Annotated in this window: 10 protein-coding genes; all 10 read left to right on the top strand. The window is 69.8% G+C overall.

Translation table 11 applies throughout. From position 1 onward, the window contains the following. Nucleotides 1–60: 60 nt before the first annotated feature. Entirely contained in the window at nucleotides 61–1566 is a 1506-nt protein-coding gene (gene folC, locus ACLVWQ_RS00520; protein ID WP_414106028.1) for a bifunctional tetrahydrofolate synthase/dihydrofolate synthase, read from the top strand. Between the two features lie 3 nt (nucleotides 1567–1569). Beyond that, nucleotides 1570–1914, top strand: coding sequence for a DUF4233 domain-containing protein (locus ACLVWQ_RS00515; RefSeq protein WP_414106027.1), 345 nt, complete (start codon nucleotides 1570–1572; stop codon nucleotides 1912–1914). A 302-nt stretch (nucleotides 1915–2216) separates the two neighbouring features. Then, entirely contained in the window at nucleotides 2217–2630 is a 414-nt protein-coding gene (ndk, locus tag ACLVWQ_RS00510) for a nucleoside-diphosphate kinase (protein WP_414106026.1), read from the top strand. Between the two features lie 336 nt (nucleotides 2631–2966). Then, a complete protein-coding gene (locus tag ACLVWQ_RS00505; RefSeq protein WP_107016277.1) occupies nucleotides 2967–3986 on the top strand; it encodes a rod shape-determining protein in 1020 nt (339 codons plus the stop codon). Between the two features lie 214 nt (nucleotides 3987–4200). Continuing rightward, a complete protein-coding gene (mreC, locus tag ACLVWQ_RS00500; protein WP_414106025.1) occupies nucleotides 4201–5145 on the top strand; it encodes a rod shape-determining protein MreC in 945 nt (314 codons plus the stop codon). A 14-nt stretch (nucleotides 5146–5159) separates the two neighbouring features. Then, nucleotides 5160–5831 carry a rod shape-determining protein MreD gene (gene mreD, locus ACLVWQ_RS00495; RefSeq protein WP_414106024.1) on the top strand — a complete coding sequence of 224 codons (672 nt, stop codon included), beginning with the start codon at nucleotides 5160–5162 and terminating at the stop codon, nucleotides 5829–5831. Between the two features lie 34 nt (nucleotides 5832–5865). Further along, nucleotides 5866–8121 (top strand): penicillin-binding protein 2, encoded by a 2256-nt coding sequence (mrdA, locus tag ACLVWQ_RS00490; RefSeq protein WP_414106023.1) that lies wholly within the window; start codon nucleotides 5866–5868, stop codon nucleotides 8119–8121. Continuing rightward, the gene (rodA, locus tag ACLVWQ_RS00485; RefSeq protein ID WP_414106022.1) at nucleotides 8118–9317 is read left to right on the top strand and encodes a rod shape-determining protein RodA; all 1200 of its coding nucleotides are present in this window, start codon (nucleotides 8118–8120) and stop codon (nucleotides 9315–9317) included. Before mrdA ends, rodA begins: the two co-directional genes overlap by 4 nt. Nucleotides 9318–9538: 221 nt before the next feature. Beyond that, nucleotides 9539–11056, top strand: a complete 1518-nt coding sequence (locus tag ACLVWQ_RS00480) for a CHAD domain-containing protein (protein WP_414106021.1) — start codon at nucleotides 9539–9541, stop codon at nucleotides 11054–11056. Between the two features lie 151 nt (nucleotides 11057–11207). Next, the gene (locus ACLVWQ_RS00475) at nucleotides 11208–13169 is read left to right on the top strand and encodes a TIGR03960 family B12-binding radical SAM protein (RefSeq protein WP_414106020.1); all 1962 of its coding nucleotides are present in this window, start codon (nucleotides 11208–11210) and stop codon (nucleotides 13167–13169) included.

Here is a 13169-nt window from a genome sequence, read left to right as displayed (position 1 = left end):
CGTCCCTGGGAGGGCTGTGCCCCGCGTCGGGTGGGGGCGGGGGCTCCGTAGACTGGGGGGGTGAGTGAGATCCCGCAGGACAGCAGTGAGTCCGACCCGTTCGACGAGATCGTCGAGGCCGAGACGCAGCGTGATCCCGATCTCGCGGTGATCGAGGCCGGCAGCCGCACCCTGCGCGCGCGGGGCGCCCAGCAGCAGGACGACGTCCCCGCGCGCCCGGACGACCCGGCGGCCGACAAGGCGCTGCGCCAGGTCGAGGCCGACCTCGCCACGCGATGGGGCGAGACCAAGCTGGAGCCGTCGGTGAGCCGGATCGCCGCGCTCATGGACGTGCTCGGCGAGCCGCAGCGCGCGTACCCCGCGATCCACATCACGGGGACCAACGGCAAGACGTCCACGGCCCGCATGATCGAGGCGCTGCTCGGCGCCTTCGACCTGCGCACCGGGCGGTACACCTCCCCGCACGTCCAGTCGATCACCGAGCGGATCAGCCTGGACGGCGCGGCGATCCCGGCCGAGCGGTTCGTGGAGACGTACCAGGACATCCAGCCGTACGTCGAGATGGTCGACGCCGGTCAGCAGTTCCGCCTCTCCTTCTTCGAGGTGCTCACGGGCATGGCGTACGCGGCCTTCGCGGACGCGCCCGTCGACGTGGCCGTCGTGGAGGTCGGGATGGGCGGCAGCTGGGACGCGACGAACGTGATCGACGGGGATGTCGCCGTGGTGACCCCCATCGACCTGGACCACACGGACCGGCTGGGGGAGACCCCCGGCGAGATCGCCAAGGAGAAGGCCGGGATCGTCAAGCAGGGGGCGACGGTGATCATGGCCCAGCAGCCCGTCGACGCCGCCCAGGTGCTGCTCAAGAAGGCCGTCGAGGTCGATGCCACCGTGGCCCGTGAGGGGCTCGAGTTCGGTGTGGTCAGCCGTGACGTCGCGGTCGGCGGGCAGCTGCTGACGCTCCGCGGGCTCGGCGGGGAGTACGAAGAGGTGTACATCCCGCTGCACGGCGCGTACCAGGCGCACAACGCGGCGGTGGCGCTCGCCGCGGTGGAGGCGTTCTTCGGTGTCGGGTCCCAGCGGCCCGAGCCGCTCGACATCGACACCGTCCGCAAGGCCTTCGCGTCGGTCTCCTCGCCCGGACGGCTGGAGATCGTGCGCCGGTCGCCGACGGTCGTGCTGGACGCCGCGCACAACCCGGCGGGCGCGCGGGCGACCGCCGAGGCGGTCCGTGAGGTCTTCGACTTCAGCCGGCTGATCGGGGTCGTCGGGTCGAGCGCGGACAAGAACGTACGAGGGCTGCTCGAGGCCTTCGAGCCGATCTTCGCCGAGGTCGTCGTGACGCAGAACTCCGGGCATCGGGCGATGGACGCGGACGAGCTGGCCGCGATCGCCGTCGAGGTGTTCGGGGACGAGCGGGTGCAGGTCGAGCCGCGGCTGGACGACGCGCTGGAGGCCGCGATCACGCTGGCCGAGGAGGAGGCGGAGTACGCGGGCGGTGGTGTCCTCGTGACCGGTTCCGTCGTCACGGTCGGCGAGGCCCGGCTGCTGCTGGGGAGGAGCTGAGTCGTGCGGACGCTCTGTGCTTCGACGCTGATCGGTGAGTTCTTCGTGATCGGGTTCGCCGGGCTGGTGGCGATGAAGGATCCCGATCTGTCCATGGCCACGGTCTGGACGGTGAGCGGGGTCGCGATGCTGGTGTGTGTGCTCCTGTGCGGGGTGATCACGCGGCCGGGGGGTGTCCAGCTGGGCTGGGTGCTGCAGGTCCTGCTGATCGCGAGTGGGTTCGTGGTGCCGACGATGTTCTTCCTCGGGGCGGTGTTCGCCGGGTTGTGGTGGGCGTCGGTTCACTTCGGGCGGAAGATCGACGAGGCGAAGTCACGGTTTGCTGCGGAGGCTGGGGCGGAGGGGTAGGAAGCGGGGCGCCCGCCGAAGGGTGCGGGTGGGTCGGTGCCGGCCGCGCAGTTCCCCGCGCCCCTTGAAAGCGGGGCTGCGCCCCGGCTTTTCGTCTTTCAGCCCGTCCGGCGTTTGAGGACGAGCGCGTTCAGCGCGATGCGGGGGCTGGGGCGGCAGCCCCAGGGACGGGACGGGTAGGGGCGGCGGGGGCGAGGAATCCCGGCCCGTGCCCGCGTAGCAGCTGACACTGCGTGACGCGCACCCCGACACGCCCTGTAGCCTCGTCATCCGCACATCTGTGACCCGAAGGAGCCACCACCGTGAGCCAGCGCACCCTCGTCCTCCTCAAGCCCGACGCGGTCCGTCGCGGCCTGACCGGCGAGATCCTCACCCGGATCGAGCGCAAGGCCGGCTGGCAGATCACCGCGCTGGAGCTGCGCACCCTGGACCAGGACACGCTGGAGCAGCACTACGGCGAGCACAAGGGCAAGCCCTTCTACGAGCCGCTGGTCACCTTCATGGCCTCCGGCCCGGTCGTGGCGCTGGTCGTCGAGGGCGAGCGCGTCATCGACGGCGTACGCGCGCTCGCGGGCCCGACCGACCCGATCGCCGCCGCGCCCGGCTCCATCCGTGGTGACTTCGGAGTGATCGTCCGGGAGAACCTGATCCACGCCTCCGACTCCGAGGAGTCCGCCGAGCGCGAGCTGAAGATCTTCTTCCCCGGCCTGGCGTAACCCTCGCGCACACCCCGGTGGCACCCTGGTGGCAGCCCGGTGTGAAAATCTTCTGAAGCCTTGTCAGATGGGTAGGCGTCTGACCTGGGCGCCACGCAGAATGGTGGTCATCCACCGGCATATGCGTGGCGATCGGGGGAACGCGTTGCTCCGATGGCCCGTCTCCGGCAGCGAGGCGGCGCGTCATCTGGTGACAATGGCGAAGACCCTCGCGCAGTGTTCGTGCAGGCGAGACTACGATGGAAGCCTTCACGCCACAGCGCTCACCCTCGCCGTCCTAAAAAGCCATCAAAAGCTCCACTTGGGAAGGCCAGACGAATCCTGATGGGGAACTCAATGTCGTTCATCGGCCGTGACATGGCTGTCGACCTCGGGACCGCCAACACGCTGGTGTACGTCAGGGGTCGCGGGATCGTACTCAACGAGCCGTCAGTCGTCGCGATCAACACCAACACCGGTGGCATCCTCGCGGTCGGCGCGGAAGCGAAGAAGATGATCGGGCGGACGCCGGGCAACATCGTTGCCGTGCGCCCGCTGAAGGACGGCGTCATCGCCGACTTCGAGATCACCGAGCGCATGCTCCGCTACTTCATCCTGAAGATCCACAAGCGGCGCTACCTCGCCCGTCCTCGCGTCGTCGTCTGTGTGCCCTCCGGCATCACGGGCGTCGAGCGCCGTGCCGTCATCGAGGCGTCGTCCCAGGCCGGCGCGCGCCAGGTGCACATCATCGAGGAGCCCATGGCCGCGGCCATCGGCTCCGGCCTGCCGGTCCACGAGGCCACGGGCAACATGGTGGTGGACATCGGCGGCGGCACCACCGAGGTCGCGGTCATCTCGCTCGGCGGAATCGTCACGGCACAGTCCATCCGGGTGGCCGGCGACGAACTGGACAACGCGATCATCCAGCACATCAAGAAGGAGTACTCCCTCCTCCTCGGTGAGCGGACGGCCGAACAGATCAAGATCACGATCGGTTCCGCGTACGACCTCGACAATGACGAACACACCGAAATCCGCGGCCGGGACCTGGTCTCCGGCCTCCCGAAGACCGTGGTCATCTCGGCGGCCGAAGTCCGCAAGGCCATCGAGGAACCGGTCAACTCGATCGTCGACGCCGTCAAGACCACCCTCGACAAGTGCCCGCCGGAGCTGTCCGGCGACGTCATGGACCGAGGGATCGTACTGACCGGCGGCGGCGCCCTCCTGCGCGGCCTCGACGAGCGGCTGCGCCGCGAGACGGGCATGCCGATCCATATCGCCGAGGACCCGCTGGACAGCGTGGCGCTCGGGGCCGGCAAGTGCGTCGAGGAATTCGAGGCGCTCCAGCAGGTGCTGGACGCCCAGCCGCGCAGATGACGTAACTCTTCGATTCCGCCGTACGAGATGATCTCCTCTCGTGCGGCGGATCGTTGATATCGAGGCATAAGCTCTCCCATAACACCCGCGAGTTCCGCACGACACCCACGGAACGACATCGGTGAGTTCCGCCCTTCCGGGCGCTCCGGGTTCTTCGGGACCCCGCCGGGTGAGCCATACATGAATTCCGACGAGGAAGGCACGGCCGCCGCACGTGAGGGACACACGAGAGAGCCGGCTGCTCCTGGTGCTGCTGATCGCCATCGCGTTCGCTTTGATCACGGTGGACATCCGCGGCGGTGAGGACTCGCCGGTCGACGGTGCCCGCGGCGCCGCCGCGACGGTCTTCGGTCCGATCGAGGACGGGGTGTCGACCGCTGTCGATCCCGTCGGCAACGCGATCGAGGCAGTGAAGAACTCCGGCGACCGCCACGACCGCATCGCCCGACTGGAGCGCGACAACGCCGAGTTGAAGGCGAAACTGGGCAGCGACGACCGCAACCGCAGCCGCTCGGGACAGCTCGACAAGATCCTCAAGACGGCGGGCGCCGGTCAGTACGGCATCAAGGGCGCCGAGGTCATCGCCATAGGAGCGGCCCAGGGCTTCTCCTGGACCGTCACCATCGACGTGGGCGAGAACGACGGCATCACGCGCGACATGACGGTCCTCAACGGCGACGGCCTGGTCGGGCGCGTCACCACCGTGGGCCCCCACACCGCCACCGTGCTGCTCGCCAACGACCCCGACTTCACGGTCGGCACCCGCATGGAGGCCACCGACGAGCTCGGTTTCGCCTCCGGCCAGGGCGACCGCCCGATGCGCGTGGAACTGCTCAACGGCAAGGCCAAGATCAAGAAGGGCGACCGTCTGGTCACCTTCGGCTCCCAGGCCGACAAGCCGTTCGTGCCCGGTGTCCCGGTCGGTCTGGTGTCCCGCGTCGACCCCTCCGGCGGTGACCTGACCCGCACGCTCTACGTCACGCCGTTCGTGTCGTTCTCCAAGCTCGACGTCGTCGGTGTCGTCGTCCAGGCCCCGCGCAAGGACCCGCGCGACGAGGTGCTGCCGCCCAAACCCAAGCCCACGCCCACGCCGACCGTGACCGTGACGGTCACGCCGTCGGCGGGCGCGCCCGCCGACGGCGTGCAGCAAGAGCAGTAGGAGCTGAGTTCCCCATGCGCTTCAACCGAATGCTGCTCTCCGCGACCCTGGTGATCGTCGCCCTGGTGGTCCAGGTGAGCGTCCTCGCCCGGCTGCACCTGCCGGGCGCCGTGCCGGACCTCCTGCTGCTCACGGTCCTCGGCCTCGCCCTGGTCTACGGCCACGTCGGCGGCGCCCTCGTCGGCTTCGGCGCCGGCCTGCTCGCCGACCTGGCCCCGCCCGCCGACCACGCCGCCGGACGCTACGCCCTCGTGCTGTGCGTCATCGGCTACCTCGCCGGACTCGCCAAGCCAGACAAGGGCCAGCTCCGATCCGCGACGGGCCCGATGGCCGTGGTGGTGGCCGCCGCGATCGGCTCCACCCTCCTGTACGCGGGAGTGGGCGCCCTCGTCGGCGACACCGCCGCCCGCCATGTCGGCCTGAGCAGCCTGCTGTTCACCGCCGCCCTGTACGACCTGCTGCTCGCGCCGTTCGTCGTCCCCGGGATCATGGCCCTGGCCCGGCGCGCCGAGAACGACCCGCTCGCCGACACGGGCGGCTCCGGAAAATCCGCCGACGTCGCCGCGGGCTGGCTGACCTCCGGCACGGGCCTGCGCATCGGCAACCAGCGCGGCGGACTGAGAGTGAAGGCCGCCAAGGCACGCGTGGCCCGCGCGGGACGCATCAAGGGGGTCAAGCGGCTGTGACAGCGACACCGAACACGCCGAGGGAGGGGGAGCAGTGACCAACATTCCGGAGACCGGCCGGACCCCACGGGTCCAGATCCGGCTCATCGTCATCCAGATCCTCGTCCTCTCCCTGCTCGGCACCCTCGGCGGGCGCCTCTGGTACCTCCAGATCCGCAACGGCGACGAGTACGCCAAGGAGGCCTCCGGCAACCACGTCCAGCAGGTCGTCAGCCCCGCCGTGCGCGGCTCGATCCTGGACGCCCGCGGAGTGCCGATCGCCGACAACGAGACCCGGCTCGTGGTCTCCGCGTCCCGGACCGACCTGTCGAAGATGCCGGACGACGGCGACGCCGTCCTCACCAAGCTCGCGGACGTCCTCGGCATGAAGGCCGCGGACGTACGGGACAAGGTCCGGCTCTGCGACGCGAAGACACCGCAGCCCTGCTGGAACGGCTCGCCCTACCAGCCGATCCCCATCACCGACGAGGCCACGCCCAAGCAGGCCCTGCAGATCCGCGAGCGCGCTGAGGACTTCCCCGGCATCACCGCCGAACCGCAGGCCGTCCGCCGCTACGCCGCCCCCGGCAAGGCCAACACCGCGCAGGTCCTCGGCTACCTCTCACCCGTCACCGACGAGGAGATCACCAAGGCCGAGGACACCGAGTCGCCGTACCTGCGCTCCGACCAGGTGGGCCGCTCGGGCCTGGAGCGCCAGTACGACAAGGAGCTGCGCGGCAAGGCCGGCGTCACCCGCTACGAGGTCGACAACCTCGGCCGCGTCATCGGCCAGGCCGAGAGCGACCGGGCCCAGCCCGGCGCGAACGTCGTCACCAGCATCGACTCCCGCGTCCAGCGCGTCGCCGAGTACGAACTGAACGAGGCGATGAAGGTCGCCCGTACCGAGTTCGACAAGAACACCGGCGAGAACTACAAGGCCGACTCCGGCGCCGTGGTCGTGATGGAGGCCAAGACCGGCCGCGTCGTGTCGATGGCGTCCAACCCGTCGTACGACCCGAACGCCTGGGTCGGCGGGATCTCCGGCAAGGACTACACGAAGCTCACCGGCAAGGACTCCAACTACCCGCTCCTGAACCGCGCCATCCAGGGCCAGTCGGCGCCCGGCTCGATCTTCAAGGTCATCCCCACGGCCGCCGCGATCAACGCCGGCTACTCCTTCAACGGCCCCTACCAGTGCGGCGCCTCGTACTCCATCGGCGGCCAGGTCTTCAAGAACTTCGAGTCCAAGGGGTACGGCCCGATCAGCCTCGGCCGCGCCCTGGAGGTCTCCTGCGACACCGTCTTCTACGGCCTCTCGCACGAGGAGTGGAAGAAGGACGGCGGCATCACGCCGAAGAAGAACGCCAAGAACTGGTTCTACAAGACCGCCCACCAGTTCGGCCTCGGCAAGGAGACCGGCATCGACCTCCCCAACGAGGTCACCGGCCGCGTCCCCGACCGCCAGTGGAAGCAGGACTACTGGAAGGCCAACAAGGACGCCTGGTGCAAGTACGGCAAGAAGGGCGGCTCGTACGCCCAGCAGATCGCCTACGAGAACTGCCTCGAAGGCAACCGGATGCGCGCCGGTGACTCCGTCAACTACTCGATCGGCCAGGGCGACACACTCGTCACCCCGATACAGATGGCGGCGATCTACGGGGCCATCTCCAACGGCGGCACGCTCTACGACCCGACCGTCGGCAAGGCGATCGTCAGCCCGGACGGCAAGACCGTCCAGGAGATCGAGCCGACGTCGCACGGCAAGCTGCCGATGACGAAGAAGACCCGCGACGAGATAGACGGCGCCCTCGCGGGAGTCGCGACCCGCGGTACGGCCGCCTGGCGGTTCGGCGGCTGGCCGCAGGACAAGATCCCGATGCACGCCAAGACGGGTACGGCCGAGGTCTACGGCAAGCAGACGACCTCGTGGTTCGCCACGTACACCAAGGACTACACGGTCATCATGACCATCTCCCAGGGCGGTACGGGTTCCGGCGCCTCGGGCCCCGCCGTGCGCAACATCTACGACGCGCTGTACGGAGTCTCCGACGACGGCGCCATCGACCAGAAGAAGGCCCTGCTCCCCACCCCGCAGAAGAGCCTCCCGAAGATCGAGAAGGACGGGTCGATCGACTCCCCGAAGGCCGAGGTGTACCCGCCGAAGGCCGACGAGCAGGCCACCGAGGAGGGGCAGCAGCAGGTGGCGGCCGACGACCCGGCCGCCACGGTGCCGGGCCGCGACAACGGAACCAACCGGGACACGCGCCGGCGCTCGGCCCGCCCGAGGAAGAGGCGGAGGCTGATCGTATGACCGGCGCGAACGGTTTCTCCGTCTCCGGGTACGGGCCCGAACGCGCCGGCTGGACGCGGCTGCTCGCCCGTGACTCACTGGCCCGCAGACTCGACTGGCCGATACTGTTCGCGGCCCTGGCGCTCTCCTTCATCGGCGCGGCCCTCGTCTACTCGGCGACCCGCAACCGCACCGAGCTCAACCAGGGAGACCCGTACTACTTCCTGTTCCGGCATCTGCTCAACACGGGCATCGGGTTCGCCCTGATGATCGCCACGGTCTGGCTCGGCCACCGCACCCTGCGCACGGCCGTACCGATCCTGTACGGGATCTCCGTCCTGCTGGTCCTGACGGTGCTGACCCCGCTCGGCGCGACCATCAACGGTGCCCACGCGTGGATCGTCATCGGCGGCGGCTTCTCGCTCCAGCCCTCCGAGTTCGTGAAGATCACGATCATCCTGGGCATGGCGATGCTGCTCGCGGCCCGGGTCGACGCGGGCGACAAGCCGCACCCCGACCACCGTACGGTCCTCCAGGCGCTCGGCCTGGCCGTCGTACCGATACTGGTCGTGCTGCTCATGCCCGACCTCGGCTCGGTCATGGTCATGGTCATCATCGTGCTCGGGGTGCTGCTCGCCTCCGGCGCCTCCAACCGCTGGATCTTCGGTCTGATCGGCGCGGGCGCGCTCGGGGCGATCGCGGTCTGGCAGCTCAAGATCCTCGACGAGTACCAGATCAACCGCTTCGCGGCCTTCGCCAACCCCGAGCTGGACCCGGCGGGCGTCGGCTACAACACCAACCAGGCACGGATCGCGATCGGCTCCGGCGGGTTGTTCGGCACCGGGCTCGGCAAGGGCTCGCAGACCACCGGGCAGTTCGTGCCCGAGCAGCAGACGGACTTCGTCTTCACGGTCGCGGGCGAGGAGCTCGGCTTCGTGGGCGCGGGGCTCATCCTGGTCCTGCTGGGGGTCGTCCTGTGGCGGGCCTGCCGGATCGCCCGCGAGACGACGGAGCTGTACGGCACGATCGTCGCCGCCGGGATCATCGCCTGGTTCGCCTTCCAGGCCTTCGAGAACGTCGGGATGACCCTCGGGATCATGCCGGTCGCGGGGCTGCCACTGCCCTTCGTGTCGTACGGCGGGTCGTCGATGTTCGCGGTGTGGGTGGCGGTGGGGTTGTTGCAGTCGATCAGGGTGCAGCGACCCATGTCGGCGTGAGCGTTCCACTGGGTTGGGCGGTTTTATTCGGGCGCGCGGGGAATCTGTCGGGTGCCGGTCCGCCGGGGCTGAGCGCGCAGTTCCCCGCGCCCCTTACGGGGCGCCGGTGTGCGGTTCGACGTCGGACCCGCGCCCCTGACGGGGCGCCGGTGTGCGGCCCGGTGCAGGTCGGCGGGGTTCGGGGGCTGCCCAGGGGGCTCGATCGCGTCTAGATTCGGGGCATGGCGGACATCAAGCGGGAGATCGAGCGTAAGTACGAAGCCGATACGGATGCCGGACTGTCGGATCTGCCGGACCTGACGCGTGTTCCTGGCGTCTTCGCCGTCATCGACAAGGGCGTCGCCGAACTCGACGCGACCTACTACGACACAGCCGACCAACGCCTCGCCGCCGCGTCCCTCACCCTGCGCCGCCGCACCGGTGGCGGCGACGCGGGCTGGCATCTGAAACTCCCGGTCTCCGAGGGCGTACGCGACGAGGTGCACGCCCCGCTGTCCGACACCGTGCCCGCCGCCTTCACCGGACTGGTCCGCTCCCGGGTGCGCGACGCCGAGCTGGTCCCCGTCGTACGGCTGCGGTCGGCCCGGGACACCCGCCACCTCCTCGACGAGGCGGGGGGCCTGCTCGCCGAGGTCTGCGTCGACCGCGTACGGGCCGACCGGCTCAACGGCGGCGACGGCACCGCCCGGTGGACCGAGATCGAGGTCGAGCTGGCGGACGACGGCGACCCCGCCTTCCTCGACAAGGTCGAGAAGAAACTGCGCAAGGCCGGCGTCTCCCGCTCCAGGTCGGCGTCCAAGCTGGCCAGGGCGCTCGGCGAGACCGGCGGCCGCGCACCGCGCAAGGAGGCCGTCGTGGCGGCGGCACCCGTCACCGCCGGCGACCACGTCCTCGCGTACGTCCGCGCCCAGCGCGACGCGATCGTCGAACTCGACCCGGCCGTCCGGCGGGACGTCCACGACGCCGTGCACAGCATGCGGGTCGCCACCCGCCGGCTGCGCAGCACGTTCCGCTCGTACGGCGACGTCCTGGACCGGGGCGTCACCGACCCGATCCGCGACGAACTGAAGTGGCTGGCCGGGGAACTGGGCGTCGGCCGCGACCAGGAGGTCCTGACCGAGCGGCTCACGGCGGCCCTCGCCGCCCTGCCGGGCGACCTGCTCACCGGCCCCGTCCCCGACCGGCTGACCACCTGGGCGCGGGCCGGCCGGTCCGGCTCCCGGGAGCGGCTGGTCGCGGTCCTCGACGGCGGCCGCTATCTGGACCTCCTCGTCTCCCTGGACGCGCTGCTCGCCACCCCGCCGCTGGTCCGGACCGCCGCGGACACCACGGGCAAGGCGATCACGAAGGCGGTCCGCAAGGACTTCGACAAGCTCTCCGGCCTGGTCGGGAGGGCCGTCGACCTGCCCGCCGGACCGGACCGCGACCTCGCCGTCCACGACGCGCGCAAGAAGACCAAGCGCACCCGTTACGCGGCCGAGCTCGCCACCCCCCTCCTCGGGAAGCCCGCGAAGAGCCTGGTGAGCGACATGAAGTCCCTCCAGAGCCTGCTCGGCGAGCACCAGGACAGCGTGATGGCCCGCCAGACGCTGCGCGAGCTGGCCGCCCAGGCGCACACGGCGGGGGAGAGCGGCTTCACGTACGGGGTCCTGTACGGGCGCCAGGAGCGCGCCGCGGCGGACGTGGAGGCCGAGCTGCCCGGGGTGTGGGAGGCGATCAGGAGCAGGACGGCTCTCTGAGGGAGGATCTGAGGGAGGAGGGGGCGGGGCGAGGGCGGTCGTGGGACCGGAGGCGAGGCCGGGCGGGGTTGCGCCGAACGGCGGACGGGGGGCGCCGCCGGGCACGTTAGGCTTGAAAGTCATCCCTTGTCAGCTCACGAAGGTTCGCCAGATGCCTGCCGAAACCGCCGCGTCGGTCTTTCCACAGCTCGAAGCGCTGCTCCCGCATGTGCAGAAGCCGATCCAGTACGTCGGCGGAGAGCTCAACTCCACGGTCAAGCCCTGGGAGGCCTGCGACGTCCGCTGGGCGCTGATGTACCCGGACGCGTACGAGGTCGGACTGCCCAACCAGGGCGTCATGATCCTCTACGAGGTCCTGAACGAGCGTGAGGGTGTGCTCGCCGAGCGCACCTACAGCGTCTGGCCGGACCTGGAGGAGCTGATGCGCGAGCACGGCGTCCCGCAGTTCACGGTCGACGGCCACCGCCCGGTGAAGGCCTTCGACGTGTTCGGTCTGTCCTTCTCCACGGAGCTGGGCTACACGAACATGCTGACGGCGCTCGACCTCGCCGGCATCCCGCTGGAGTCGAAGGACCGCTCCATCGAGGACCCGATCGTGCTGGCCGGCGGGCACGCCGCGTTCAACCCCGAGCCGATCGCCCAGTTCATCGACGCGGCGATCATCGGCGACGGCGAGCAGGCCGTGCTCGACATGACCGAGATCATCCGTGCCTGGAAGGCGGAGGGCCGGCCGGGCGGCCGCGAGGAGGTCCTGTTCCGGCTCGCGAGGACCGGCGGGGTGTACGTCCCGGCGTTCTACGACGTCGAGTACCTGCCGGACGGCCGTATCGCCCGGGTGGTCCCCAACAAGTCGGGTGTCCCGTGGCGCGTGTCCAAGCACACGGTGATGGATCTGGACGAGTGGCCCTACCCGAAGCAGCCCCTCGTGCCGCTCGCGGAGACCGTCCACGAGCGCATGTCGGTGGAGATCTTCCGCGGCTGCACCCGTGGCTGCCGCTTCTGCCAGGCGGGCATGATCACCCGGCCGGTCCGTGAGCGCTCCATCACGGGCATCGGCGAGATGGTCGAGAAGGGCCTCAAGGCGACGGGCTTCGAGGAGGTGGGCCTGCTCTCCCTCTCCTCGGCGGACCACTCGGAGATCGGCGACATCGCCAAGGGCCTGGCGGACCGGTACGAGGAGGACAAGGTCGGCCTGTCCCTCCCCTCCACCCGCGTCGACGCGTTCAACGTCGACCTGGCCAACGAGCTGACCCGCAACGGCCGCCGCTCCGGGCTGACCTTCGCCCCCGAGGGCGGCTCCGAGCGGCTGCGCAAGGTCATCAACAAGATGGTCTCGGAAGAGGACCTGATCCGGACGGTCTCGACGGCGTACGGCAACGGCTGGCGCCAGGTGAAGCTGTACTTCATGTGCGGCCTGCCGACGGAGACGGACGAGGACGTCCTCCAGATCGCGGACATGGCGACGAAGGTGATCGCCGAGGGCCGCAAGGTATCCGGCCAGAACGACATCCGCTGCACGGTGTCCATCGGCGGCTTCGTCCCCAAGCCCCACACGCCCTTCCAGTGGGCCCCGCAGCTGTCCGCCGAGGAGACGGACGCGCGGCTGACGAAGCTCCGAGACCGGATCCGCGGCGACAAGAAGTACGGCCGCTCCATCGGCTTCCGCTACCACGACGGCAAGCCCGGCATCGTCGAGGGCCTGCTCTCCCGCGGCGACCGCCGCATCGGCTCGGTCATCCGCGCCGTCTACGAGGACGGCGGCCGCTTCGACGGCTGGCGCGAGCACTTCAGCTACGAGCGCTGGATGCGGTGCGCGGAGAAGACGCTCCCCGACTTCGGTGTGGACGTCGACTGGTACACGACCCGCGAGAAGACCTACGAGGAGGTCCTGCCCTGGGACCACCTGGACTCCGGCCTCGACAAGGACTGGCTCTGGGAGGACTGGCAGGACGCGCTCGACGAGACCGAGGTCGAGGACTGCCGGTGGACACCGTGCTTCGACTGCGGGGTGTGCCCGCAGATGGATACTTGGCCACAAGTAAGCGACAGCGGCAAGAAGCTGCTCCCACTGTCGGTCAAGAAGGACGCCACGACCAGCGGACATACCCACTGA

The sequence above is a fragment of the Streptomyces sp. CWNU-52B genome (genome assembly GCF_047444975.1).
Lineage (GTDB): Bacteria > Actinomycetota > Actinomycetes > Streptomycetales > Streptomycetaceae > Streptomyces.
Note: the sequence above shows the minus strand (reverse complement) of the source record. Positions and strands in the feature narration are given on the sequence as shown.

Excerpts from the sequence above, each read along its gene's own strand:
- ACLVWQ_RS00480 (WP_414106021.1), top strand. The coding sequence starts at position 9,539 with ATGGCGGACATCAAGCGGGAGATCGAGCGTAAGTACGAAGCCGATACG.
- ACLVWQ_RS00475 (WP_414106020.1), top strand. The coding sequence starts at position 11,208 with ATGCCTGCCGAAACCGCCGCGTCGGTCTTTCCACAGCTCGAAGCGCTG.
- ACLVWQ_RS00505 (WP_107016277.1), top strand. The coding sequence starts at position 2,967 with ATGTCGTTCATCGGCCGTGACATGGCTGTCGACCTCGGGACCGCCAAC.
- mreD (WP_414106024.1), top strand. The coding sequence starts at position 5,160 with ATGCGCTTCAACCGAATGCTGCTCTCCGCGACCCTGGTGATCGTCGCC.
- rodA (WP_414106022.1), top strand. The coding sequence starts at position 8,118 with ATGACCGGCGCGAACGGTTTCTCCGTCTCCGGGTACGGGCCCGAACGC.